This is a genomic window from Amycolatopsis thailandensis (genome assembly GCF_042723255.1).
Lineage (GTDB): Bacteria > Actinomycetota > Actinomycetes > Mycobacteriales > Pseudonocardiaceae > Amycolatopsis > Amycolatopsis thailandensis.
In genome coordinates this window covers 16782-40115 of sequence record NZ_JBHXJK010000011.1, presented here as the reverse complement: position 1 = coordinate 40115, position 23334 = coordinate 16782, and the positions used below count along the sequence as shown (strand labels likewise).

Below are 23334 nucleotides of genomic sequence, written 5' to 3'. Positions count from 1 at the left end.
GTCAAGCGCTCCGGCTGACTCCGACCCGGTCCAGGTAGTCCCGCACGGCAGTTCTGCTCGCGCCGGGTGCGCGCAGCGCCAGGTAGCCGTCAGGCCGCACCAGGACGAGGGTGTCCCCTGTGACGCTGTACGCGGTTCGCGCGTGCCCCTCGACGTCCACAAGATCGGCACCACTGCCCGGTGCGCCGACCGACACCGGATTGATGAGTCCACGGTGGACGGTGCCGGCGTCCTGCAGCGGTCCGGCGCAGGACTCGCCGAAGCCGAGCAGGGTGAAATGGGGGCCGCGGAAGGCGTCGAACAGCCGCCGTGGCGTGCCGGAGCTGTCCACACAGGGCGCGTCGGGGGCCCGATCACCGGCACGCGGTCCGTTCCCGGCGTCGCCGTCGACGGACAGTGAGCTGGCCGGGTAGCCGAGTTCGAGCTGCTGGCCGTCCGGGGGCGCGCCGTCCGCGATGTCCGTGCTGCCACCGTTGACGAACCGCTCCGCGACCCTGCGCAGCCCCTCGGCACTCACGCCGAGCGTCCACGCGGCGACCGGGAGCCGCTCTTCCTGGTAGCTGTCCAGCAGCGACTCCCGCACGCCGGAACATGCCATGGCGAGCTTCCAGCCGAGGTTGTACGCGTCCTGGATGCCGGTGTTCATGCCGAGGCCGCCGGCAGGCGGATGTACGTGCGCCGCGTCGCCGGCCAGCAATACCCGGTCCACTTTGAACCTGTCGGCCATCCGCACGTTCACCCGGTACGTGGACAGCCAGCTTGCCTTCGTGAGCCGGATGCCGTGCCCGCCGGCGAGATCGTCCACGATCCGCCGGAAGTACGGCAGCGACGGTTCGGGGAGGCCGCCCTCCGCGCCGAAGTCGCCGAACGGTACGGCCTGCAGCTGCCACGACCGCTCGTGGCGGAACGGGCACAGGGCCAAGAAACCGCGCCGGCGAACGGTCCACTGGTACCAGGCGTCCGGTTCGAGCCCGTCGACCTCGACGTCCCCGAGCAGCATGGCCCGCTCCCCGCTCTCGCCCTCGAAGCGCACGCCGAGTGCCTTGCGCACGGTGCTGCGGCCGCCGTCGCAGCCGACCAGATAGCGCGCGGCCACCCGCTCGCCGGTATCCAGCACCGCGTGCACACCGTTCGCGGACTGGCTGAACTCGGCGAGGCCTGCGGCCAGTTCCACCCGCACGCCGTCCTCGGCGAGCCGCGCGCGCAGGATCCGCTCCATCCGCCACTGCGGGATCAGCAGCCCGCCGTCGTAGGGGCGATCCGGTGTGGGTGCCCGCTGGGCGTGCGGGTCGGCCTCGGCGATCAGGTCGCCGTCGAGGTACCGCCGGTGTGGCAGGTGCCGGAACCCGTAGTGCAGCACCTCTTCGGCGACGCCGAGGTCGTCCAGCACCTCCTGGGTGCGTGCGGTGAGCCCCTTGCCGCGCGAACCGGGGAAGTGCTCGCCGGCTCGGTCGACGATGCGCACGTCGACGCCACGGCGGGCCAGCTCGATGGCCAGCGTGAGCCCGGTGGGTCCGGCGCCCGCGATCAGGACGTCGGTCACCGGGCACCGTCCTGGCGCATCGCCGGCATCGATGCGGCATGCATGCTCGCCATCACACCCTCCCGATCCTGTGCGGCCACTGAAGCGATCGGCGGTGACGCTAGCCGGTTTCCGGGCAGCGTGTCCTGGTGCTGGAGGTGGAGAGGGGGTGGACATCTGCCTGGGAAATCTCCACCGCGGTTCCTCCCGCGAACCGACGACACACCCGGGGCGGTGTTCGTAGCGTCGTCATCAACGGTCAAACCGTCGCGATATCGACCATCGAAGGAGCGCCACTCATGTTGATCGGATCCCTGGTGACTGCCGCCGGCCTGTTTTCCGGTGTGCCGACCGCGGTGTGGTTGACCGTGGCTGTCCTCGCCGTGGCGGGCGTGGTGGCTTTCAAGATGCGGAAGCGCCGACGGCGTTAACCACCACTACCGTTCTCCCACCCTCGTTGTAAGGCTCTAGATGTTCAGCGCCGGGACGACGTGCTTGGCGAAGAGGTCGATGCTGGAGCGGTCGTACGCGGCTTCTGGGAAGTTGAAGATCGCGTAGGTCATGCCGAGTGCTTCCAGCTTGGCCAGTCGCTCGGCAACCTGCTCGGGTGTACCGATGCCCACCCCGGCGGTGAAGACCGAGTACGCGCGCTCGGCCGCCTCCGGTGACGCGTGCTTCGCGTAGTGGTCCTTGAGCCAGGCCAGCTTGTCCTGGACCTCTTTCTCGGTCTCGGCGATGACGCCGTTGTAGTTGGCCGAGCGCACGATCGCACCGAAGTCCGTGCCGACGTCCTTGCAGTGCTCGGCCAGGATCTCCGACTTCCGGGTGAAGGTCTCGGTATCGGCGGCGAAGTTGGTGTATTTCGCGAATCGCGCGGCGATCCGCAGGGTCTTCTTCTCGCCGCCACCGGCGATCCACAGGGGGATCCCGCCGTCCTGCAGCGGCAGCGGGCGCAGGATCGCGCCGTCGGTGCGGTAGTGCTCGCCTTCTAGCGTGGACTTTCCGGTGGTCCACAGGTCCCGCATGATCCGGACGCCTTCGTCGAGCTGGGCGAGCCGCTCGCCGGCACTCGGGAAGCCGTAGCCGTAAGCCCGCCATTCGTGTTCGTACCAGCCGGCGCCGATACCCATCTCGACGCGCCCGCCGGAGATGATGTCGGTGGTCGCGGCGACTTTCGCCAGGTATGCCGGGTTGCGGTAGCCCATGCAGGTGCACATCTGCCCGAGCCGGATGGTTTCGGTGGCCGCGGCGAAGGCCGCCATCAGTGACCACGCCTCGTGGGTGGTTTCCTCGGTCGGCTCCGGCACCGTGTGGAAGTGGTCGTAGACCCAGATCGATTCGAAGGGGCCCGCCTCCGCGTGTTTCGCGATGCCGAGCATGGTTTTCCAGTGGTCCACAGGCTCGATGCCGGTCAGGTCCAGCCGCCAGCCCTGCGGGACGAAGAGTCCGAAGCGCATGATCCTCAACCTAGCCTGGCGGACCCCGCAATGCAGCACGTTGTCCGGGGTTCCAGCCGGACGAACTCCAGCACCCGGCCGACGGGACTTGTCCAGCCTCGACGGTGTCCCCATCCGGGGAACGGATCGTCCGCCGAATGGGGACACCGGGCTGACCACAGCACCGTGAACCGAGGACATCCGCTTCCGCCGCGGTGAGGTCGTCTTTCGAGGTTCACTCGCCCGTGCCTGGCCCGACGGCGGGGCAGTTCTCCGGTTTGACTTGGAGCGCGCTTCAGGTCCTAGCGTCGGTGGTGTTCGCCAGCGTGATGGGCTTGGGGTGTATGGGGATGAGCGAGAGCTACGGCGCCGCCGACTGGGACGGTGGTCTGGCCACGATCGACCGGGCCCTGGGGCTGGGTGTCACGTTCCTGGACACCGCTGACGCGTACGGCACCGGGCACAACGAGGTGCTGGTGGGCCGGGCCATCGACGGCCGCCGGGAGCGGGTGCCGGCAGCTGGACCGCTCGACGCTGGGGGAGAAGGATTTCCGGCGCACCAACCCTCGTTCGCCGGGGAGGCGGGCGAGGCCAATGAGAAGATCGCGCGGACCGTGCGCGAGGTGGCTGACCGGCTGGGTGCCACCCCGGCCCAGGTGGCGCTCGGCCTGGGTGTACGCCCAGGCCGAGCGGCTCGGGGTAGCGGTGGCAACCATTCCGGGCACCCGCAGCCCCGCCCGGCTGGAGCAGAACGCGGCCGCACTAAAGCTGGTCCTGGACGCCGAAGCGCTGCCGCACTCGACCCGCTGAGCAGCCAGGTGACGGGTGAGCGCTACACCTCCGCGCACACCGCCGAGGTCGCGCGGGGCTGAGGTCGTTGCGAACATCTGATCATGCCGATGAGCGTGCGGTCTTGGGCAAGGTTCTTCGGGCGGCTGTCACACCGGAGCGCGGTACCAGCGGCGGTGTACGACCGGCTCGATGGCAAGCACGCCGACCGTTGCCGCGGTCGCGACCGCCCAGGATAGCCAGTCGGTTGATCCCGCCACCGCCCACACCGCGGCACCGAGCGCGACCACGGGCCGCAGCAGGGTGAACGGCCCGAGACCGACCAGGATCACGAACGTGCTCTCCCGCATCGGCAACAGCCAGTACGCCAGCAGGGATGCCACCACGAGCGCCGCGAACGGACCCAGCACCTGAAGCATCCGCGTGCCCGCACGTACCAGTTCGTCGTAACGAGTCCCAGGGTCGGCCGAGCCGCCCAGGGTCACCGCGACCGGCAGTGCCACGAGCCCGAGGCTGATCACCCCGCCCGCGAGTCCCCGGCGTGCGGCCAGTACGTAGTAGGGGCGTTTGTGGATCCGGGCGTTGCGGCCGGTCGCGGCCCGGAAACCCGCGAAGGCCGCGTCGATGAGCGCGAGCAGGCCCAGCAGGACCGGAACGGCTGTGGCCATCAGCCGGCGACCAGCCCACGCGCCCGGCGTCCCAGGGCATGGCGGAAGTTGTCGACCAACGCCGGGCGGAGACCTACGACCGGCCTCATGGCTGCGCAGAACGGATTGGTGTGGATGGACGGTTCGAACAGGAATGCGTCCATCCCGGCAGCCGCCTCGACGGCGGACAACAGCACGGTGTCGTCGTGGGCGCGCAGTGCGGACGCGACGCCGTCGTGCCGGCCGAGTGGCTCCCGCATCCTGGCGCGGTGGAACAGCCAGGCGCCCAGCGGGGCCAACCGGGTCGCGGCGATGTCGTAGTGGATGAACGCCAGCGTGCCGGCGCGGTCCTGGGCGCGGAAGAACTCAGGCAGTTTGTCGGCCGTGAAATGGTGCAGCACGCCGCTCGACAGGTAGACGGTGGCGTCCTCGGTCAGCGCGAACGCGTTCGCGCTGAGAAACGTACAGGGGAGTCGCTCATCCTCGGCCAGTCTGGTCGCCTCGGCTATCAACGCGCGATTGAAGTCCACGCCAACCAGTTCGACATCTGCTCCAAGCACACCGGAGGCGGCGAGGCTCCGCACCATGAACCCCAACCCGCACCCGATGTCCACCACCCGCAGGCGGCTCCAGCTCGCCCGGATCGCCGTGAGCAACGGCACCAGCAACTCGGCGAACCGCTGTGCCATGTGCAGTTCCTCGTTCAGCCGCTGCAGTTCGGTGTGCACCCGGACCAGCAGCTTGTCCATCGCGACGGGATCCAGGAACTCGCCTGCCACGGGCATCCGCTGCACGATACGAGCGGCTCGTCGATCCCCGGCCGCGTGCAGCCGGGCGACCACGTCCGCTCTGCGTACAGGGACGCGCTCGCCTGTCCGAGCATCCCACTCCACCACCAGATCGGAGATCTCCAGCACGGCCACGGGTGCACTCTAGCGATCAAGCTCGCGATACACCTCCGGGTTGTTCCGCTCCACGCTTGACTGTCACGGCATCCGGCCGTCGGCGGGCCGGACAGGGTCGGCTTCGACAACCACGACCGTCTACATTCGACATTCGGCTACCGTGCCACGCACGAAGCCCGCGTTGGTCATCATCAAGGTCTTGCCCTCCTGACATGAAATCCGGTGTCCGGTCTATCGATTACCGGGTCGACATCCATGGCACACCACTATGCTCAGCGGATGGAATTCACCGTCGACCAGCTTGCCGGCTATGGCGACCGAGACCTTGACGCCGACCTGGCCCGCTGGTTCCCGGACCGGCCGACGATCCGGATCAATGAGCCGATCCGGCCGATCGAGCCGTTCCTCGCCCGGCTACCGCAGGACGCCGCCGCGGCGCTCGCAGCGTTCGACCGCAGAGTCAGGTCAGGGACACTGCCGTGGGTCGTCGACGTGACCGACGACTCCTACGGGTTCGACTTCGCTGGCAACGACTGCCAGATCCTCGACTCCGACTACGAGACAGCCCTTTCCGACGACGACGTGTGGTCCATCGCCTCCGACGGCGGCGGGAACCTCTACGTCGTGCTGACCAACGGCCGCGTCGCCGTCTGGTTCCACGAGGAGGAGGTCATCGAGGCGAACACCCAGTTCGACAACCTCGATGTCTTCCTTTACTCGATCGTGCGCTACGAAGCCGTTCGGGCACAGGCACTGGATCGCGCCGCCGTCGAGGCCGAGTTTCATGCCCTCGCCCAGCCCGGCGCACTGGAACCAGAAGTGGGTCTCCTCGCGTACCTGCGCTAGCGCTCAACGTCCTGGTTCACCCCGCAGGCAGTGCGCCAACGGCGCACTGCCTGCACCACCGAGGCCTGGTGGACAACGCCACCGCCGCGGTCGAACGAGCGGGCTGGGATTTCACGCGGGCACACGTGGCATCGGGCTCCGATGCCACGCAGGTGGGAGTCGGCGCGCGGCACCGGTACGACAGCTCGTTCCTGCCGGTGTTGATGTTGTGCTCGGCGAGCCTCACGACCACCGCGTCCAGCTGCGTATCCGCGTCTTTTGGGGTGGCAGGAGGGGGCGATGCGACTGTGGTTGGAAATGGCCGTGACGTACGCTCGCGGTGAGAGCGAAGCGCCAGGCCGGGAACCCGGCACCGGGGTGAGGAAAGGGCGCAGGATGTTCGGTTCGAAGAAGAAGGTCGACGATCTGATGGCGCAGCTCAGGCCTGACCTGAGTCGGGAAGCGCTCGGTGTCGGGCTCGACTTCCCTGGCGTCGCCCCGAACCCACTCCTGAGCAGGGACGCGCGCAAGCGCACCGCGGAACTGCGTACGGGGGCGCTTGCGCTCGGCGTTCTCGTCGGCTGGCGGGAAGTCAACAGCAATCCACGCGTGGTCCTGATGTTCGACGTGGAGACCGCCGGCGGCATCACGTTCCGCGGTATCGCAGACGAAGACCTCACGATCACCGACCTCACCCGGCTCGCTCCAGGACAGACGTTCCCCGTGCGGTTCCGGCCGGCCGTCATGGACCATTACGTCGCCCTTGCCCGGGACGCGGACCCCGCCCAGGTGCAGCAGCTCTCTGACGAGATCGCCCGCCGCAAGCGGGCTTGACCTGAAGCTCTAAGCCAGATCGTCGGGTGTCCTCAACGATGTCGCCGCACTAGTAGGGCGTAGTGCGCCGACGCGGAAGTTGTTGTCCGGGGCTGGCGGCAGGTGAGGGGATATCGGTGTCGTCGGCATCGGATCCGCGGAGGTTTCCCTGGTGCACCCGACGTGATGCCTATGTGTGGGTACAAGATGCTGTGATCGGCCGATCATGGCTCGCTGGTCGATATGTTCTTGTCGGGTGAACGTATTGTTCACCCGACAAGAATCGGCGCAGGACACTTTCAGATGCTACGGATACAGCGAGTAGACCCGGCGGAATCGGGAAGCATGCCGGACGGTCAGCCGATGCAGATCACTGAAAGAACCACTGCTGGTCCTCAACCCCGTTGAGGCAATCGTACTGGAACGCGAGTGCGCCGTTGCGGTTGTCTCCGCCGGGAACGACCAGGCACCGATCGGTGTACGAGTTCCGTGCCCAGAAAAGCTCATGGCCTTCTCTGTCCACACCCTTGTATTGGAAGAACCACTGCTGGTCTTCGACGCCGTTGAGGCAGTCGTACTGGAACGCGTGCGCGCCGTTGCGGTTGTCTCCGCCCGGAACGACCAGGCACCGATCGGTGTACGTGTTCCGGATCCAGTAAAGGTAGTTCCCTTCACGGTCGCGGCCTTTGGACTCAAGGCGCCACAGCTGGTCTTGGACCCCGTTGAGGCAGTCGTACTGGAACGCGAGTGCGCCGTTGCGGTTGTCTCCGCCGGGTACGACGACGCATCGGTCGGTGTAGGAGTTGCGGATCCACGCGCCAGAGGCCCGAGTGCCGATGAAACTTTGCTGGTCGACGGATACAGGGAAACCGGTGTGTGCTTCGCTATGGGACGTTGCTCCCGCGATGCCTGCTGCCGGCCCGAAGGTCATGAGCATGGCGGAAGCGGTCGCCGCCAGCGTGAGTCGGAACGATCTACGGAACATGCTTGATCCTCTTCCTTTTCTGTTGACCAGTCGAGTCCTGCTGGTGGTTGGAACACCAGTCGATGGTTCGCGTACTGTTCTTGGAAAGTGCAAGATGGACCTGCACAGCGTGGCCTCCGAAGCATCAACGCGCGCGAGGCGACAGAGTTCGCCTCAGTGGCCGCAAAGAAGCTGTGCAGGACACCGTCGATACAGGTCTTTAACCGTCAGAGCTGACGAGTCTCTACCGCCCCTGGCGGTAGCCGATCGGGGCGACCCTGGGCAAAGACCTGCACTTCCTCCAACGGGACCCAGTTCTGGACCTTCACCGTCACCGTCCGCGTCGTCGACGCCCTCGCCCACGCCGCGAAACAGAACTCGACACCACGGGCCCCTAGGATCGAACAGCGAGTCTGTCGTGATCGAGACAACCCGGCTCTGTGACGGTTCCCAGTCTGTCGCCTGCGGCGGGTGCGATCCTGCGGTTTCGTCAAAGGCGGTTCACGGTTGTTGTCACCGGCTGCCCACGATCGTTGTCATCCTTTTGCGCGTCCGTCGTCGTGATGACGGTGATCCAGGCGGTTGTCGGGTTCACCGCCCGGTTCTCCCTCGCACGTGTGGTGCCGTCTTCGTCATGACAGCGGATTTCCCTGGACCAGCCGAGGTACTCGGTCTCGGCTGTGGGCTAACCGTAGTAGCATTCGAATCGCTGGTTGGGGTTGTCGAGTTCGGAAATGGAGATGAATCCGGCGACGCCGGTCATCCTGTTGTACACCAGGTTCCAGAATCGGGTGCCGCGCCACTCGTCGCCGGTGACGTAACACAGGTCCAGGAGGCTGTCGGTGGGCTTCGCCGTTCCCACGTACGCGCTGCCGAGCAGGGCTTGGGAATGAATGCTGGTGGTGAGATTGGTGTGCGTTCGGTAGTAGTTCCCCTGCTGTCCTCCGTGATCGGACGAGTAGCAATTGTAGGTTTGGAGATTGTCTCGGATCTCGGTTTCGGAAACGAATCCCGCGACGCCGGTTGCCTTGTTGTACACCAGATCCCACAAGGTGCTGCCGTTCCATGAGTCGCCGACGACCCAGCACATGTCCCGGATCGCGTCGTTGCTGTTGACCACACCCGTGTAGGTGCTGCCGAGGAGTGCTTGCGAGTGCTGCGACGTGGTGATCTTTGTTCCCGTGAGGTACGGGCCGGAAATGGAGGCGGTCTCGCCTGGAGCCGCATCGGCGACTCCGGCCAGTGCCAGTCCGATGGCCATGGCGGTGATGAAGGCTTTCCTGAGCATGGCTTTTCCCTTCTTCGGGGCCCGGCAGCTTGCGCGAAGCTATCGGGCCCCGGTCGTGTCCGACGTCGAGCGGGCTCCTCAACCTTGTCGGACACCGGTGCGGAAGTCCTTCGCACTCCGTCGCCATCACTTCGCACTCGGTCGCTGATCTTTCGGCCGAACGCCGGCTGTTTCCGGGCCCGGCGCGGACCGGGCCGTGGCCTTGTTCGGTCTTCTCAGTCCGGATCAGGAAGGGAAGCACCAGCATGAGCGCTCTGTTCGCGGCGACGGCGGCACCCGAGACAGCCGCCGAGACCGTGGTGACACCGATTAGCGACGCAACCGGCAGAGTTTCTTCAGCACAGAGGCAGCCAAGCACGCCATCGGCGTCGCTCTGTGGGCACCTTCCGCAGTGATCGCCGGCTGCTCGCGTGGAGACGCCGAGTGACTCAGCTGTTCCAGGCTGGGCTGGTGTTGGGGGGATAAGGACTGCTGGACGCGCCCCTCACCCAGCCATCCACGTCCTGCCCGTCCCATGCCAGCAGCGTGTCGGCGTTACGGATGCACTTGTCGTAGTCGAGGCTTCCGAACAGCCGGCTGACGGTGATCTGCTGATTGAGCTGCTGGTAACCCTTGCCTGTCCGGTATTTCATCCACACCGTGGTGCGGAGCAGACCGAGACGCACCTCCCCGTTCACCACGGTCAGGACCCCTTGCTGCACATTGCTGTTCTTCTCTTCGTGCCCCTTGTTCTCGACAGCCAGCTGGCCGATCTTCTTGAGGGAGTCGATGATGCCCTTGAGCGCAACCGGTGTCACCAATCCTCCGAGCAGGTTGGTCACCGCCGAGATGGCCGGAGACAGCGAGAGGGACGAGATGGACACGCTGCGGCTGTCGCTGACGATATTGGCGAGGAAAGGCATCGTCTTGAACTGGAGTTCGAAGATGATCCACCGGAGGATCCCGAACAGGGTGGAAGACTGGTCGAAACCGGCGGAATCGCCGGTCTTGCGCAGGATGGTGGCGGCCACGGATTGCCATGAGCCGAACGACGCCAGCGGCCCCAGGGCGGGCAGTCCACTGCCGTCTCCTTCGTAGGCATTGCCGACGCCCGTCTCCTGGTCTCCCTCGGCGAGCGCGTGGCCGTCGGGGCCGAGGAGTCCCAGCTTCGCCAGCAAATCCTGCGAGAGCGCCTGCCTGCCCTCCGCCCACATGGCGATCTCCAACGCCTCTCGTCGCATCTGCTCCTGAATCAGAGGCCGCACGTCGCCCTCCGGACTCAGGACGCGCGCGAGGCGTACTGCTCGCGCGAATCGCAGATCAGTTGCTCGATGTCCCGCACGGTTCTTGCCTGCGGGATGGCCTCGAAACCCAAGTTGACCCGGAAGCCCAGTTCGACCGCGCCCAAGAGGCCGAGGAGCTTCATGGAGTCGACCCCCGGCAGCTCCCTCACCAACGTGGTGTCGTCGATCTTCTCCGCACCGCCGAGGTCCAGCTTCTCGCGGATCAGCGAGTGCAGCTGGTCTCGCTCGTGGGGTGTCATCAGCTGGGTTTGCATGGCTGCTCCTCGTCGAAAGTGCGTGGTTGATGATGTTCAGTTCGCCTGATGGAGGGCTCCACGGCGGAGAACTCCGTCGAGATACTGCTGCCGTGTCTTGGTTCGCTTCACCTTGCCGCTGGAGGTCTTGGGCAGCTCACCCAGCGCCAGCAGGAGGATCTCGGCCACGGGCAGGGACAGCTTCGTCTGGATGTGGCCGCGGACCTGTCGTGCCACCGCGGACGCGTCCCCGGTGCGGAGTTCGGCGACGAGCACCACCTCTTCGGTGGCCAAACCCGGCCGGGTGAAGGCCACCACGTTGCCCTTGCGGAGTCCGGGCACCTCGGCCGCCACCCACTCCACCGTCTGGGGGTCGTGGTTTCGCCCGTTGACGATCAGCAGGTCCTTCTTGCGGCCCGTCACGTAAAGCACGCCGTCCGCCAAATAGCCACAATCCCCTGTGCGCAGGCCGTCAGCCGTGAAGCTCCGTCGCGTCGCCTCCGGGTCACCGTGGTAGCCCGCCGCCACGCTCGGCCCCTGGAAGACCACCTCACCGATGTGCCGCTCCGGGAGGAGGTTCCCCTCGTCGTCCACGATGAGGATTCGATGACCCGCGAGGGGACGTCCGCAGGGCACGAACACCGCCTGCGGCCCAGGGGGCTCAGCGTTCGAGGCCGGCAGGGCGAGGCCGCTCGCGTGGTAGGGCTCCCTCTGGATGACGTCCGGGGCGAACGGGGCCCCGTTCTCGCTCAGCGAGATCGCGAGCGTCGCCTCCGCCATGCCGTAGCACGGTGCCACCACCCCAGGCCGGAGTCCCGCCGCCGCGAAGTGCGTCGCGAAGGAGTGCAGTGTTTCCGGGTGGTTGGGCTCGGCGCCGCAGCCCACGACCCGCAAGCAAGACAGGTCCAGCAGCTGGAAGTCGTCCGCCGAAGTGTGCTTGACGGCCAGCGCCAGGCCGAAGTTGGGCGCGAAGGTCACCGTCGCTCGATGGCGGCTCACGGTTTCCAGCCAAATTCTCGGTGAGAACGCGAAGCGCAGCGTCGGGAGGAAGCTCACCGGGCAGCGTGCGATGAGCGGTGCCAGCACGAAACCGACCAGGCCCATGTCGTGATACAGGGGCAGCCAGCTGACGCCCCGGTCTCGTCCACCCTCGAGCTGAAGGGCGTCGATGATGGCCGCGCAGTTCGCGAGAACACTGGCGTGCGTGACCCGCACCCCCTTGGGGGCGGCCGTGCTTCCCGAGGTGAATTGCAAGAACATTACGTCCCCCGGAAGGATCGCCTCGGGCTGAGGCGCGCTCTCCGACATGGGCTCGGCGAAGAACTCTTCCGAGACGACCGCCCGCAGACCTTCGACCGTCCGGAGGAGCGGATCCAGCAGATCCGCCAGTCCTCGGGTCATCCAGACCTCCCGGGCGCCCGCCGAGCGAAGGATGTGGATGGCGTCCTCGCAGTACGCCTCGAACTTGCCGAAGCCCATGGGCGGGTACAGAGGGACAGGGACGACACCCACCGAGACCGCGCCCAGGAAGGTGAAGACGAATTCCCGCTCCTCGGGGAGAATGAGCGCGATGCGGTCTCCCTTGCGCAAGCCGCTCCGCAGTAGCCGACGCCCGCGGCAGAGTGCCTCACGCGACAGCTCCGACCAGCTCACGAAGTGCTCGCGCCCGTCCTCTTGGATGAAGGTGTAGCCACCGTCCGAGTGGCCGAGATTCTCGGCGAGCACCTGAATGAAGGTCGAGGCCGTCGCTGTTTCGGAACGCAGCGCTTCTTTGGCGCACATGGGACCTGCCCGTGGGTAGGGCTCCCCGGGGACGCCACCACCCCCGGGGAGCCGAGCGAATACCGAAACGGCCTACTGGTTCCAGGCCGGGCTGTTGTTGGGCGACTTCGAGGAGCTGGCCGTGTCCTTCTCCCAGTCGTCCACGTCCTGCCCGTCCCACTTCAGCAGCGTCTCGGCGTTGCGCTTGCACTTCTCGAAGTCGAGTACGCCGTAGCCGCGGTAGACGTTGATGTCCTGCTGCAGTTGCTCGTACCCCTTGCCCGACTTGTACTCCATCTGCACGTCTGTCCGGACGGCCCCGAGGTAGAGGGTTTTCTTGTGGCGCGAAAGGACCCCGACCTGCTGATTGGAGTTCTTCTGCTTTTGTCCTTCATTCTCAAGCGCCAGCGTGGCGATCTTCTTGATGGTCGTCACGATGCCCTTGAAGTTCTCCGGCGTCATGATGTTCTCGACCAGGTCCGAAACCGCGTTGACCCCCTTTTCCAGAGAAATCTTGCTGATGGAGGCGGAACGGTTGTCATAGGTGTAGGTGAGGAAGAACGGAATCGTGGAGAACTTGTGGAGGAAGTTGTTCCAAGCGACCGGATCGAAGGTCGCGCTCCCCGGGTTGAACTTGCTGAGGGTCACGGCCTTGTGCACGATGGTACTGGCGACGGACTCCCACGAGCCGAACTTGGAAAGAGATCCCAGTTCAGGTAGTGAACTGCCGTCTCCGCCGGCCTTGTTTCCCACCGCCTGGTCGTTGTCCTCTGATTGAATGTCCGAGATCAAGGCCATCGTGGCGGCGTCCGACTCGGGAGACGGCATCTGCCACAGCGCGACCTCCACGGCTTCTCGGCGCGACTGGGACTGACTGATCGTGGACATGACTGCTCCTTGTGTTCGGGGTGGTTGCTGCACAACGATCTGGGACAACCTGTTTCGCGGCGTTATGCGGAAATGACGCCTGACGTTGGCCGCCGCCTGAGTCGCACCAAGAATCCTGGTACTTGCGCTCTGCAGAACACAGGTCTGCCTATTCGGTGCGAACTCCGGTATTCTTACTTCAGAGTAAGAGAACGTCGTGGGTAGCTCCGCGCCAACGCTGCCGAATGGTGCTTGAGCTGCTGTCGGTCAGGATGCCCGCTCGGACACGCCTCCCTTCCGGGAGATACCGGGGCGGACTGCCGCCGCGAATGCCGCTCGATCCGATGCTAGCCAACAGCTAAACGGCACACTACCCACGTTCCCGGTCGCGGATGGTTTTCATCAGATCGGACCTGTCGCGGGCCGCTTCGCGGCGACACAGTGTGCTTTTGCGCCGGGCGCAATTCCTGGATCGAGTGCAGTCTCGAGCATCGACAGTGTGGACGGATCTCCACAGTCGGATGTAAATCCAGGAAGCCGTGCTCGGAAAGTCGAGGACTGATCGAGCCGTGTGTCGGTATTGAACCGAAGGATCCGTTTATTGTCAACGAGGTTGAAGGTGCGCACCATTTATGGCATCCGGAGCCCGACGGGAAGGCCGCGGTGAACGAGAAGTCTCGGCGCGCGTTGCCCTCTGAGGTTTGCTCCCGCGCTCCGTGCCTGCGCGCGGTGATCGGAATGTCCATCACCGACTCGCGTGACGCAGTCACTCGTCTGGGGCGCTGTCTCGGCCTTCTCGCGTGTAGAGCAGAAGGAAGGCAAGGATGCTCGCGACACCGGCCAGGACACCGACATGGTCGGCGACGTCCGTGCCGAACGTCGTGACGATCGGCCCGGAACCGATGACGATCCCGAGTGTTTGCCCGGCGACGACCAGGAAGCCGCCGAGGAGGAACGCGAACAGGCAGATCCGGGTCGCGGTCAGCAGTATCCGGTACACGGCGATCACGCTCCAGGAAGCCACAGCAAGCCGACGGCCATCAGTACGCCGAACAGCAGGGTGGGCAACAGGTAGTAGAGGACGACCGGGACGAAGATCCGTACCGGGTTGATCTCGGCGATGCCCGCCGCGACGTAGAGCGGCGCGGCCCCGGGTGGGGAGCATCCCTCCGACGACGCCCACACGAGGATGGCGGCGAAGGCGACGTGCGGAGGGATGCCGGCGGCGGTGAGCGCGGCGAACGCCACCGGGCCCACGGCCGCGACCGTGGACGTCGTGTTGAGCGGCCCCGCGACGAGCACGATGACGACACCGACCACGATGGCCGCCACCAGCGGCGAGACTCCGGTGAGCCCCTCCAGATACGGCTTGAGCTGGTCGTCCAGGCCCAATGTCTTCAGTACGTTCGACGCGGCGAACGCGGAGATCATCGTGACCCCGACCAGGCCGAGCTTCGGCCCGACCGCGCCGAACAGATCCCACCATTGCGCCCGGCCCTTCGGCAGCGCCTTGCGCTCGACGAGCAGGCCGACCAGCAGCATGACGATCGGCAGCCAGATGAGCAGCGGAATCGCGTCCGGAGCGTCGACGCCGATACGGGCCGAGACGAAGTCCGCGGTCGGCGGAGCGGTGAGCAGGATCGGGACGGCGATCGAGCCGAGGACGACGAGCGACGGCCAGCCGACCTTGAACGACGCCCGCAGCGGGTGGATATCCTGCGGCTCCATCGCCTGGACGCCGCGGCGTTTCACGATGACGTAGGCCATGATCAGTCGCATCCCCACCATCCAGGCGCCGGTGACGAAGATCGTCGCGACGATGTCGCCCGCGCTGAGCACCGGCATCACGGTCGGCGCGGCCAGGAGGATGAAGAAGGCGCCGCTGAAGGGAAAAGTGGCGCCGACGCCGGCGTTCCCGGACAGGACCAGCGCCGCGGTCTCACCGCTGGCTTTGGACCGCTTCATCCAGGGGATGGTGATCGATCCGACCGTGGCGACGATCGCGGCACCGTTGTGGGCGACCGCGCCGAACAGTCCGGAAGCGACGGTCGCGGCGTAGGCCGATCCACCTCGGCGGCGGCCGAGGAACGAACTGAGGATGTCGACCATCCGCTGCACCAGCCCGGTCCGGGTGAGTAGTTCGCTGACGAAGACGAACGCCAGCGCGGCGAAGGTGATCTCGGACTTGAGCCCGTCGACCAGGCTTTCCCAGGCGACGGCGAAGAAGTCCGTGCCCGCGAAGGCGGCGGTGACGAGGAAGCCGACGACCATAGCTTCGCCGATGTTGCGCTTGAAGACCGCGTTCCACACGACGATGGCGGCGATGAACGCGACCAGCGCCAGGATCGCGTTCACGCGTGAGTCCGTGGTGTGGTGTCGGTGACGAGGCCGGCCTCGCGGTAGGCGGCCTTGGCTTCGGGGCCGGACAGGAAACGCAGCAGGTCCGCGGCTTCGGGTGGGGCCGAGCGGCCGAGTGCCGCCGAGAGTTCGCTGTAGTGCTGGGCTTCGTCCGGGAGCGGGCCGACGATCCGTGCCCGTGGGACGAACTTCAGCTCGCTGATCTGCTGGACCGCGAGGTCGGCGCGGCCGTCGGTGACGGCGAGCGCGGTGAAGCCCTTCTCCACCACTGTGGCGCGGGCGTTCACCTCGTCGGCGATGCCCAGTTCCTCCAGCAGGCGGACGAAGTAGATGCCGCTCGCGCCGCTGCGGGAGTAGGCGACCGAGCGGGCGGAGGTGAGCGCCGTGCGCAGAGCGTCGACCGTGCCGATGTCGGGATCGTCGAGTTCCGGCGCGGTGGCGATGCCGATACCGCTCTTCGCCAGTACCACGCGGGAATCAGGGGTGACCGCGCCGGCGGCCGCCGACCCGGTGAAGGCGTCGGACACGGCGATCACGACATCGGGCCGGGCGCCGTCGCCGATCTTCTCGACCAGGATGGTGGTGGGGTCGAACGTGACTTCGACGTCGACGGCGTACTTCGCCTTGAACGCGGTCAGCAGGACGTCGTCCAGTGCTTTCTTGACCGAGAGTGCGCTGAAGAGGCTGATCATGGGGTGTCCTTTCGGGCGGGTGGGGAGTGGAGGGCGCCGCGCTGACGATCGGTCAGCGGCCGGGTGGCGCGGCCTCGCAGGAGCAGGAAGATCTCCGCGGTGTGCTCGAGTTCTTCGAGGGTGTCCAAGGCGGTGTCGAGATTCGTCCCGGCGACCACCGGGCCGTGGTTGGCGAGCAGCAGCGCCGGGTGATCGGTGGCGGCTCGCGCGATCGGCTCGGCGGCGCCGGGGTCCCCTGGCGGGTGGTAGGGAAGCAACGGAAGACGGCCGACGCGCATCGCGAAGTACGCGGTCAGTGGCGGAAGGGCGTCGTGCGGGTCGAGACCGTCCAGGCATGAGACGGCGGCGGAATGCGTCGAGTGGGTGTGTACGACGGCGGCGTCGGAGGGCCGTTGCCGCAGCATGGTCGCGTGGAAGAAGGCCTCCTTCGACGGTGGCGGTCCGGCGAGGTGGTTTCCGTCGGCGTCGATGACCGACAGATCTCCGGGGCGCACGGTGCCGAGGCAGGCGCCGGTCGGTGTGACGAGGATCTGCTCGCCGTAGCGCAGTGAGATGTTGCCGGTGCGGCCATGGGTGAGTCCGCGGTCGTACAGCGATCTCGCGGCGGCGATGACACGTTCGCGGTGGAGCCGGTCGGTGCTCATGAGCTGGATGCCTTCGCGAGCAGGTCCGGATCGCCGAAGTTGCCGGACTTGAGCAAGAGCGCGGGCCGGTGGTCCTCGACGGGGTGGATCCATGGCACGCCGGGAGCGGCTTCGGCGCCGATGACGCCGCCGTGGACCTCGAGCGCAGTGACCACCGCGCCCGAGGTCTCGCCGCCTGCGGCCACGAGCCTGCGCACACCGCGCTCGACGAGGCCGACGGCGATGAGCCCGGTGGCCTTCTCCAGGATCGCGGCGGCTCGCGTGACACCCAGTTCCTGCTGCGTGCGGCGGAGAGCCGCCGGGCTCGACGTGGAGTAGACGAGCGGTCCGGACTCGGACAGGGAGTCGTACCAGGCTAGTGCGCCCGCCGCGAGCGCCTCCGGATCCGGCGTCGCCACCGGGTCGAGACGATGTGCGGGACGTCCGAGCCGTTTCATGACGGCGACCTGCTCCAGGGTTCGTGCCGAGCAGCTTCCGGACAGGACGACCGCCGGGCCGGTCGGGGGCGCGGTGTCGGTCAGTGGAGGCGTCGTGGATGCTCGCGCGGAGGCAAGGCCCGCCGCGAGACCCGCCGCGCCCGCGACGAGTGGCGAGGCGGCCGCGACCCGGCCCAGCAGACGCAGGTCCTCCTCGGTGAGTGCGTCGACGAGTACGTATCCGCTTTCACCGTCGATCGCATCGCGTACGGCGGTCTCGCCGCGGCGGAGGGTGTCGTGTGTGACGAGCGCGACCGGTGTGGTGGTCTGCGCTCGCAGCAGCCGAGGCAGATGCGAGTCCGTCATCGGCGTCGTGGGATGGTCGCGCATGGGCGATTCGGCCAACAGGGTGTCGCCGACGAAGAGATGGCCTTGGTACTGCGTTCGCCCGTGCTCCGGTGAGCTGGGTGTCATCAGGACGTTCGCGGGTGACAGCGCTTGTGAAAGCGCGTCGAGAACCGGGCCGATGTTGCCCTGTGGTGTCGAGTCGAAAGTGGAGCAGTACTTGAAGTAGATCTGCCCGGCGTTCCGGTTCCGCAACCAGTGCAACGCTCGCAAGGACGTCGAGACGGCCTCGGCGGCCGGGATCGCGCGGCTCTTGAGGGCGATCACGATCGCGTCGTGTGGCGGTATCACCTTGCCTTCGGACGGGACACCGAAGAACAGCACGGTGCGCAGTCCGCCCCGGCGGAAGGCGACGGCGACGTCGGTCGCGCCGGTGAAGTCGTCGGCGATCGCGCCGAGCACGCTGGTCATTCCCCGATCACCGCCTTCAGTCTCGCGGCCGCGCTGCGGGGCCCGGACACGACCGGTACGCCGAGCGCGGTGGACAGTTCGTCCGCGGCCGGGGCGAGGGAGTACTGGGCGAGCAGGACGAGATCCCAGCCGCGGACTCGTGCCCGGCAGGTTTCGACGAGCTTGTCCGGCGCGAGCAGCCCGCCGACCTCGATGGGGATCCCTTTGTCGCGCGCGGCCTGCTCGAACCGCGCCGTCGAGTCGCTCAACGCCGTGGCGAGCGAGGCGACGATGAGAACCCTGCCGCGGCCGCCGGAAAGAGCGTCGTCGAAGGCCGCCTCGTCCGGGGCGAGGAGCGGGATCGGTGCGTCGACCTGTTTCGTCACTTCGCCGTAGAGCGAGCATGTGAGCAGGACACCGTCGGCGCCGCCGGAGATCGCGTAGTCGATCAGGCGGCGCATCCGATCGTCCAACGCGGGGGTGCGGCCGGTCTCGCCGACGTCGGCCAGCAGCCGGTCGTCGAGGATGTTCCATGGGCGAGCCCGGGGAAATCCCTTCTCCAGTGCGGCTACGGCGGGTGGGATCGCGGCCGGGGTGGCGCTGATCAACGCGATGCGTGGACTCATCGGCTGTGCTCCTCGATCCAGCTCAATCCTGCTTCGGTGCCGGTGGCCGGCTTGTACTCGCAGCCGATCCAGCCGTCGTATCCCTCGGATCGGAGCGTGTCGAAGACGTCGGTCCAGGGGATGCCGCCGGTACCGGGCTCGGCCCGGCCGGGTGAGTCGGCGATCTGCAGATGGGCCGCACTGGGCAGGAATTCCCGTAGCGCCGTGACGACGTCCGGCTCGTCGATGGAGGCGTGATAGACGTCGAAGAGCAGGCGTACGTGGGGCTCGCCGATCGCGTCGCACACCGCGGTCGCGTGCGCCTGGTCGTCGAGGACGAAGCCCGGCGCGTCCTGCTTGTTCTGTGCCTCGAGCAATAGCCGGACGCCGCTGTCTCGTGCCCGGTCCGCGGCCCACGCGATGTTCGCGACGTACTGCGCGAAGGCACGGTCACGGGGGACACCGGCGGGCCGGATCCCGGCGGGCAGGTGCAGGAACGAACTGTTCAGGCTCACGGCGTATTCCAGGCCGAGTTCCACACTCGCGCGGAACTCCGCGGTGCGGCCGGGCAGGCACGCGTAGCCGAGCCGTTCGGGCGAGCCGGGTTCGCCGGTCGGGGAGTTGATCAGGATCTGGGTCAAGCCCGCGTCGGCGAGACGCCGGACGAGTGTGGCGGCGGGGAAGGCGTAGGGCGAGGCGTACTCGACGGCGGTGAAGCCTGCCGCCGCTGCCGCGTCGAAGCGCTGTTCAAACGGGAGTTCGGTGAAGAGCCATTTGAGGTTGGCGTCGAGGCGGAGTCTGTTGTGAAGGATCATCGGCGCGCCGCCGTCACGTGGCCGGGGTTGACGAGGTTGGCGGGGGAGCGTCCCTGGAGGACGTCGATCACCTGCTGGGCGGCCATCATGCTGGAGCGGGACCGGGCCTGTGCGGTCGCGGCGCCGATATGGGCGGTGATCACGACGTTGTCGAGCCCGCGCAGCCGGCTGTCGAGTGGCAAGGGCTCCTCCGTGAGTACGTCCAGGGCCGCGCCCGCCAGCGCGCCGTTCTCCAGTGCGTCGGCGAGGGCGTCCTCGTCCACCACTTCGCCGCGCGCGGTGTTGATCAGGAAAGCCCCAGGCTTGACCTTCCGCAGGGCGGACGCGTCGATCAGGTGACGCGTGGTGTCGTCGAGGAAGAGGTGCAGGCTGAGGAAGTCGGCCTCAGCCAGGACTTCGTCGAAGGTGCGGACTTCGACACCGGTCTCCGCCAGGAAGTCGCGGTCGGGATACGGATCGTGAGCGACGACCCGCATCCCGACCGCCAGCGCGAGCCGCGCCACTGTCTTGCCGATCGAGCCCAGCCCGATCAGGCCCAGCACGGCACCGTCGAGCTCCCGGCCGCTGCGCTGCTCCCAGCCGCCCGCTTGGACACTCGCGATGTTCTGGGGGATGAGGCGGGCGCAGTTGAGCATGAGCGCGAGGACGTGCTCGGCGACTGATCGGCGGTTCGCGCCGGGGGTGTAGGTGACGGCCACGCCGGCTCGGGTCGCCGCAGTGAGGTCGATGTTGTCGTAACCGGCTCCGCAGCGCCCGAACACCTTGAGCCGCGTCGCGCCTTCGATGACATCGGCGGGGAAGGCGTCAGTGCCCGCGACGACCCCGTCGGCGTCGCGAACGAGGTCGGCCAGGGGAGTGGCGGTGGCCTCGCGCTGCGCCGGGGTGGTGAAGACGGTGTCGAAACCCGCGTCCGACAGCAGCTTGTCGACCTCGCCGCCGGGCTCCAGATACGAGGTCGTCACGAGTACGCGCATGGTCATCCGGTTCGTTTCTCCTGTTCGGGGACGGTCTGATAAAAATACTATAGGATTTGTGTCAATAGTATAGTTAGGCAAGATCAAGCCGCCCGGCCGCGCGGGATATCGTGATGCGACTAAGGAGGGACACATGGCTTCCCCGCGGAAGTCCGGACGGCAACCGCTCGCCGACCGGATGTACGAGGTGCTGCTGGGTCAGTTCACCGACGGCCGATGGTCCGCGGGCGAACCGGTCAACATCGGTGCGCTGTCACGAGAACTCGACGTCAGCCAGACCCCGCTCCGGGAGGCGCTGGCGCGGCTTGAGCACACCGGCCTCGTCCGCCGCGAAGCGCTCAAGGGTTACCGGGTCGCCCCTCTGCTCACCGAGTTCGAACTCGTCAAGCTGATGGACGCCCGCCTGGTCCTCGAACCCGCACTCGCCTTCGAAGCCGCACGCCGGACGACGCCCGAGTTCCTTGACGAGGTCTTGAAGAGCGTCGACGACCTCGCCGGCGCCGCTACGTCGCCCGACACGGCGGCGTTCAGCGCCTATTGGACGATCGACGAACGGTTCCACCTGCTCATCGCCGCCCAGGCGGACAACCCTTTCCTGGAGAAGGCCTACCGGTCGCTCGGCGGTCAGGTTCAGAGGTTCCGGTTCTTCGCGAAGCTGGGCTCTGCCAGAGGAGCGCCCGGGCTGGCGGCGGAGGAGCACCGCGCCGTCTATGCCGCCTTCGTGGCGGGGGAGGCCGAGCAAGCGGCGGCCGCCATGCGACGCCACATCGAGAACGCGAAACAGCGCGTCCTGGCAGATCGCCAATCCGTCGAGGCGAGCGAATCGACGGCCGCGTGGTGATACGCCCGACGTAATTCGGCTTGGTGACACTGCAGTGGCTTTGCCGAACCGCTGGTCGCGCCGCCTCGCAGGCCACCACCCGATCGTCGAAGGGTGTTCAGGAGAGCGGTAAACCCGATTCCAGTGGCGTTCTGGTGCGCTGTCGGGGACGCAGCGCGGTCTCACTGCCCAGGAAGAGGTCGGTGTGGGAAGCACCGGAGCGAAGGAGGCCGGTCGGGGTGGAGCCGACCAAAAGGCGGAAGTCCCGATTCAAGTGTGCCTGATCGGTGTAGCCGCACAGTTCCGCCACCGTGGACAACGGGGGTGGGGTCCTGCCGGTGATGAGCCTGATCGCCCAGTGGCAGCGCGCCACCCGTGCGACTGTCTTCGGCGGCAGCCCGATCTCACGGTGGAAGGTGGTGGTCAGGTGTTGCCGGCTCACCCCCGCCCGGTCGGCCAGTTCGGCGATTCTGACACTGCCCGCCGAGCTGGTCAGGGCCCGCCAGCTTTCCTCAAGTGCCTTCGAAAGACTCGGTCCGTCCAAGAGCCTCTCGGCAAGCCAACGGTCGAGAATGCGGAATCGATGGTCGAGGTTTTCCGCTTCCCACAGCTGCTCTGTGAGTCGACGTGCACCGGCGCCGAGTAAATCCACCATGCCCGCTCTCGCGGTTCCGAGTTCGCGCAGCGGCATGCCGAACAGTGCCCGCGCGCCCAGCGGCGTCAGCTCCAGGACGACCCCTTCTTCTCGTTCCAATCTCTCGTAGGCGATCGGCTCGCCGGTCATTCCTGCCACCGGTGAGACCATCGACAACGGCGAGCCCAGCAGCGAACGCTGGATCGCGGGCGCCAAGTCGATGATCACCACTATCGAATTCAGCGCGGCCACCGTACGAACCATCGCGACACCGGCGGTTCGCTGATAGGCGAGATAGAAATTGACCCAGCGGGCCAGTCGCCGGTCGGGCCGTCGCGTTCGCCATAGCTGACCGCCGGACTCGAACTTTTCGTTGTCCTGCACCACGGTCTCCCCTGTCGCCGCCGATGCCGAAGATCGATATCACCGGATCGCAGCATGGCACGCGGGTCAGCCTCCGGACGAGGTTCCGGCCCGACCATGACTCGAAAAGACGCCAGACTTGACTCTCCGTGTGCGATGCACTTTGTGACCGGTCGTCGGCAGATTCGCTGCCAGTGAATGTTCTCGTGACGTTGCACCTTCCGACTGCGAAATCCGAACTCGGAGCTCTATTTCGAAGCCGAAGCGGCAGACCGTCACCCAATGGGTCGAACGTTGATCCGATCGATGGACGCGCACTTCAGCTCTGCCGAAATATGACATTTTTCCAATCCGCGAACACTGTGTCACTTTTACGCTGAGAACGCGCAGACCTGCCGAGAAGGGGAAATTAGATTCCGTTTCACACTCGGCGGGGAGCTGTCGCGAGTTGTAGTCAGAAATCATCCATCGTCATAAGATCGGACAGAGAAATGCGCTTCCTGAAAGCTTCCACGGTCGCCGCGTCAGTGGTGGCGGGAATGACCCTCGCCGGAACGGCCGCCATCGCCGCGCCGGCGGAGACAGCGGCGGCCTACGCCGCGAAACCCGCGTCCATGGAGGTGTGCGGGTTCTACAAAACCGCTGTCACCGCCTACTACAACCATTGCGCGGACAGCTGCATCTGGATCTGGATCGACTACACGAGGACCACCGACGGGTGGAAGCACATCCCCAATCGCGGAATCACCGACATCGGTGGTGCGGGAGAGGTGAACAACGCCTGGTACGACCACGTCTGCTGAGTGAGCGGGAGTGGCCCGGAGATCCGCCGGGCCACTCCCGGCCGTTCGGCGAGGTTCCACCGCCGGCCCAGCACAAACAGCC

25 protein-coding genes are annotated in these 23334 nt (G+C 66.7%); 6 read left to right on the top strand and 19 right to left on the bottom strand.

Annotated features, from left to right (window positions below; translation table 11 throughout):
• Position 1: 1 nt before the first annotated feature.
• Complete coding sequence (locus ACFWMR_RS06695; protein WP_378377566.1) at positions 2 to 1543, bottom strand: FAD-dependent oxidoreductase; 1542 nt, start codon at positions 1541 to 1543, stop codon at positions 2 to 4.
• A gap of 278 nt (positions 1544 to 1821) precedes the next feature.
• On the opposite strand from ACFWMR_RS06695, the gene ACFWMR_RS06690 reads away from it, so the two are divergent.
• Positions 1822 to 1953, top strand: coding sequence for a hypothetical protein (locus ACFWMR_RS06690; protein ID WP_378377564.1), 132 nt, complete (start codon positions 1822 to 1824; stop codon positions 1951 to 1953).
• A gap of 36 nt (positions 1954 to 1989) precedes the next feature.
• Here ACFWMR_RS06690 and ACFWMR_RS06685 read toward each other — a convergent pair whose 3' ends face one another.
• Positions 1990 to 2979, bottom strand: coding sequence for an LLM class F420-dependent oxidoreductase (locus tag ACFWMR_RS06685; protein WP_378377562.1), 990 nt, complete (start codon positions 2977 to 2979; stop codon positions 1990 to 1992).
• Between the two features lie 329 nt (positions 2980 to 3308).
• Here ACFWMR_RS06685 and ACFWMR_RS06680 point away from each other — a divergent pair, with 329 nt between their 5' ends.
• Complete coding sequence (locus ACFWMR_RS06680; protein ID WP_378377560.1) at positions 3309 to 3830, top strand: aldo/keto reductase; 522 nt, start codon at positions 3309 to 3311, stop codon at positions 3828 to 3830.
• A 66-nt stretch (positions 3831 to 3896) separates the two neighbouring features.
• On the opposite strand, the gene ACFWMR_RS06675 is transcribed toward ACFWMR_RS06680, so the two are convergent.
• Complete coding sequence (locus ACFWMR_RS06675) at positions 3897 to 4415, bottom strand: oxidoreductase (RefSeq protein ID WP_378377559.1); 519 nt, start codon at positions 4413 to 4415, stop codon at positions 3897 to 3899.
• Positions 4415 to 5317, bottom strand: a complete 903-nt coding sequence (locus ACFWMR_RS06670; protein WP_378377557.1) for a class I SAM-dependent methyltransferase — start codon at positions 5315 to 5317, stop codon at positions 4415 to 4417. The genes ACFWMR_RS06675 and ACFWMR_RS06670 overlap by 1 nt, the downstream gene beginning before the upstream one ends.
• 261 nt (positions 5318 to 5578) lie before the next feature.
• On the opposite strand from ACFWMR_RS06670, the gene ACFWMR_RS06665 reads away from it, so the two are divergent.
• Together ACFWMR_RS06665 and ACFWMR_RS06660 are read left to right on the top strand one after the other, a co-directional pair.
• A complete protein-coding gene (locus tag ACFWMR_RS06665) occupies positions 5579 to 6145 on the top strand; it encodes a hypothetical protein (RefSeq protein WP_378377555.1) in 567 nt (188 codons plus the stop codon).
• A gap of 375 nt (positions 6146 to 6520) precedes the next feature.
• Positions 6521 to 6958 carry a hypothetical protein gene (locus tag ACFWMR_RS06660; protein ID WP_378377553.1) on the top strand — a complete coding sequence of 146 codons (438 nt, stop codon included), beginning with the start codon at positions 6521 to 6523 and terminating at the stop codon, positions 6956 to 6958.
• Between the two features lie 349 nt (positions 6959 to 7307).
• On the opposite strand, the gene ACFWMR_RS06655 is transcribed toward ACFWMR_RS06660, so the two are convergent.
• From ACFWMR_RS06655 to ACFWMR_RS06590, 14 genes are all read right to left on the bottom strand, one after another.
• Complete coding sequence (locus ACFWMR_RS06655; RefSeq protein WP_378377551.1) at positions 7308 to 7922, bottom strand: RICIN domain-containing protein; 615 nt, start codon at positions 7920 to 7922, stop codon at positions 7308 to 7310.
• Positions 7923 to 8586: 664 nt separating this feature from the next.
• Positions 8587 to 9189: a hypothetical protein gene (locus tag ACFWMR_RS06650; protein ID WP_378377549.1), complete on the bottom strand. Its 603-nt coding sequence runs from the start codon at positions 9187 to 9189 to the stop codon at positions 8587 to 8589.
• 428 nt (positions 9190 to 9617) lie between these two features.
• Positions 9618 to 10394 (bottom strand): hypothetical protein, encoded by a 777-nt coding sequence (locus ACFWMR_RS06645; protein ID WP_378377547.1) that lies wholly within the window; start codon positions 10392 to 10394, stop codon positions 9618 to 9620.
• A 53-nt stretch (positions 10395 to 10447) separates the two neighbouring features.
• Positions 10448 to 10726: an acyl carrier protein gene (locus ACFWMR_RS06640; RefSeq protein WP_378377545.1), complete on the bottom strand. Its 279-nt coding sequence runs from the start codon at positions 10724 to 10726 to the stop codon at positions 10448 to 10450.
• Between the two features lie 36 nt (positions 10727 to 10762).
• Positions 10763 to 12487 carry a fatty acyl-AMP ligase gene (locus ACFWMR_RS06635; RefSeq protein WP_378377544.1) on the bottom strand — a complete coding sequence of 575 codons (1725 nt, stop codon included), beginning with the start codon at positions 12485 to 12487 and terminating at the stop codon, positions 10763 to 10765.
• A 72-nt stretch (positions 12488 to 12559) separates the two neighbouring features.
• Entirely contained in the window at positions 12560 to 13354 is a 795-nt protein-coding gene (locus ACFWMR_RS06630) for a hypothetical protein (protein ID WP_378377542.1), read from the bottom strand.
• Between the two features lie 745 nt (positions 13355 to 14099).
• Entirely contained in the window at positions 14100 to 14333 is a 234-nt protein-coding gene (locus ACFWMR_RS06625; RefSeq protein ID WP_378377540.1) for a hypothetical protein, read from the bottom strand.
• A 5-nt stretch (positions 14334 to 14338) separates the two neighbouring features.
• Complete coding sequence (locus ACFWMR_RS06620; protein WP_378377538.1) at positions 14339 to 15688, bottom strand: TRAP transporter large permease subunit; 1350 nt, start codon at positions 15686 to 15688, stop codon at positions 14339 to 14341.
• Positions 15685 to 16383, bottom strand: a complete 699-nt coding sequence (locus ACFWMR_RS06615; RefSeq protein WP_378377536.1) for a molybdate ABC transporter substrate-binding protein — start codon at positions 16381 to 16383, stop codon at positions 15685 to 15687. Before ACFWMR_RS06615 ends, ACFWMR_RS06620 begins: the two co-directional genes overlap by 4 nt.
• Positions 16380 to 17027: a 3-oxo-tetronate 4-phosphate decarboxylase gene (gene otnC / locus ACFWMR_RS06610; protein ID WP_378377535.1), complete on the bottom strand. Its 648-nt coding sequence runs from the start codon at positions 17025 to 17027 to the stop codon at positions 16380 to 16382. Before otnC ends, ACFWMR_RS06615 begins: the two co-directional genes overlap by 4 nt.
• Entirely contained in the window at positions 17024 to 18259 is a 1236-nt protein-coding gene (gene otnK / locus ACFWMR_RS06605; RefSeq protein WP_378377533.1) for a 3-oxo-tetronate kinase, read from the bottom strand. Before otnK ends, otnC begins: the two co-directional genes overlap by 4 nt.
• Entirely contained in the window at positions 18256 to 18864 is a 609-nt protein-coding gene (locus ACFWMR_RS06600) for a hypothetical protein (RefSeq protein ID WP_378377531.1), read from the bottom strand. The genes otnK and ACFWMR_RS06600 overlap by 4 nt, the downstream gene beginning before the upstream one ends.
• Positions 18861 to 19658 (bottom strand): hydroxypyruvate isomerase family protein, encoded by a 798-nt coding sequence (locus ACFWMR_RS06595; protein WP_378377529.1) that lies wholly within the window; start codon positions 19656 to 19658, stop codon positions 18861 to 18863. The genes ACFWMR_RS06600 and ACFWMR_RS06595 overlap by 4 nt, the downstream gene beginning before the upstream one ends.
• Complete coding sequence (locus ACFWMR_RS06590) at positions 19655 to 20638, bottom strand: phosphoglycerate dehydrogenase (RefSeq protein ID WP_378377527.1); 984 nt, start codon at positions 20636 to 20638, stop codon at positions 19655 to 19657. Before ACFWMR_RS06590 ends, ACFWMR_RS06595 begins: the two co-directional genes overlap by 4 nt.
• A gap of 127 nt (positions 20639 to 20765) precedes the next feature.
• Here ACFWMR_RS06590 and ACFWMR_RS06585 point away from each other — a divergent pair, with 127 nt between their 5' ends.
• On the top strand, positions 20766 to 21473 hold the full coding sequence (locus ACFWMR_RS06585) for a GntR family transcriptional regulator (protein ID WP_378377525.1): 708 nt from the start codon (positions 20766 to 20768) through the stop codon (positions 21471 to 21473).
• 97 nt (positions 21474 to 21570) lie between these two features.
• Here ACFWMR_RS06585 and ACFWMR_RS06580 read toward each other — a convergent pair whose 3' ends face one another.
• Positions 21571 to 22470: a helix-turn-helix domain-containing protein gene (locus ACFWMR_RS06580; protein WP_378377523.1), complete on the bottom strand. Its 900-nt coding sequence runs from the start codon at positions 22468 to 22470 to the stop codon at positions 21571 to 21573.
• Between the two features lie 518 nt (positions 22471 to 22988).
• Between ACFWMR_RS06580 and ACFWMR_RS06575 the strand changes: the two genes are divergently transcribed.
• Complete coding sequence (locus ACFWMR_RS06575; RefSeq protein ID WP_378377521.1) at positions 22989 to 23252, top strand: DUF6355 family natural product biosynthesis protein; 264 nt, start codon at positions 22989 to 22991, stop codon at positions 23250 to 23252.
• Positions 23253 to 23334 lie beyond the last annotated feature (82 nt).

Excerpts from the sequence above, each read along its gene's own strand:
- ACFWMR_RS06690 (WP_378377564.1), top strand. The coding sequence starts at position 1,822 with ATGTTGATCGGATCCCTGGTGACTGCCGCCGGCCTGTTTTCCGGTGTG.
- ACFWMR_RS06685 (WP_378377562.1), bottom strand. The coding sequence starts at position 2,979 with ATGCGCTTCGGACTCTTCGTCCCGCAGGGCTGGCGGCTGGACCTGACC.
- ACFWMR_RS06680 (WP_378377560.1), top strand. The coding sequence starts at position 3,309 with ATGAGCGAGAGCTACGGCGCCGCCGACTGGGACGGTGGTCTGGCCACG.
- ACFWMR_RS06675 (WP_378377559.1), bottom strand. The coding sequence starts at position 4,415 with ATGGCCACAGCCGTTCCGGTCCTGCTGGGCCTGCTCGCGCTCATCGAC.
- ACFWMR_RS06665 (WP_378377555.1), top strand. The coding sequence starts at position 5,579 with ATGGAATTCACCGTCGACCAGCTTGCCGGCTATGGCGACCGAGACCTT.
- ACFWMR_RS06660 (WP_378377553.1), top strand. The coding sequence starts at position 6,521 with ATGTTCGGTTCGAAGAAGAAGGTCGACGATCTGATGGCGCAGCTCAGG.
- ACFWMR_RS06655 (WP_378377551.1), bottom strand. The coding sequence starts at position 7,922 with ATGTTCCGTAGATCGTTCCGACTCACGCTGGCGGCGACCGCTTCCGCC.
- ACFWMR_RS06650 (WP_378377549.1), bottom strand. The coding sequence starts at position 9,189 with ATGCTCAGGAAAGCCTTCATCACCGCCATGGCCATCGGACTGGCACTG.
- ACFWMR_RS06640 (WP_378377545.1), bottom strand. The coding sequence starts at position 10,726 with ATGCAAACCCAGCTGATGACACCCCACGAGCGAGACCAGCTGCACTCG.
- ACFWMR_RS06635 (WP_378377544.1), bottom strand. The coding sequence starts at position 12,487 with ATGTGCGCCAAAGAAGCGCTGCGTTCCGAAACAGCGACGGCCTCGACC.
- ACFWMR_RS06630 (WP_378377542.1), bottom strand. The coding sequence starts at position 13,354 with ATGTCCACGATCAGTCAGTCCCAGTCGCGCCGAGAAGCCGTGGAGGTC.
- ACFWMR_RS06615 (WP_378377536.1), bottom strand. The coding sequence starts at position 16,383 with ATGATCAGCCTCTTCAGCGCACTCTCGGTCAAGAAAGCACTGGACGAC.
- otnC (WP_378377535.1), bottom strand. The coding sequence starts at position 17,027 with ATGAGCACCGACCGGCTCCACCGCGAACGTGTCATCGCCGCCGCGAGA.
- otnK (WP_378377533.1), bottom strand. The coding sequence starts at position 18,259 with ATGACCAGCGTGCTCGGCGCGATCGCCGACGACTTCACCGGCGCGACC.
- ACFWMR_RS06600 (WP_378377531.1), bottom strand. The coding sequence starts at position 18,864 with ATGAGTCCACGCATCGCGTTGATCAGCGCCACCCCGGCCGCGATCCCA.
- ACFWMR_RS06595 (WP_378377529.1), bottom strand. The coding sequence starts at position 19,658 with ATGATCCTTCACAACAGACTCCGCCTCGACGCCAACCTCAAATGGCTC.
- ACFWMR_RS06590 (WP_378377527.1), bottom strand. The coding sequence starts at position 20,638 with ATGACCATGCGCGTACTCGTGACGACCTCGTATCTGGAGCCCGGCGGC.
- ACFWMR_RS06585 (WP_378377525.1), top strand. The coding sequence starts at position 20,766 with ATGGCTTCCCCGCGGAAGTCCGGACGGCAACCGCTCGCCGACCGGATG.
- ACFWMR_RS06575 (WP_378377521.1), top strand. The coding sequence starts at position 22,989 with ATGACCCTCGCCGGAACGGCCGCCATCGCCGCGCCGGCGGAGACAGCG.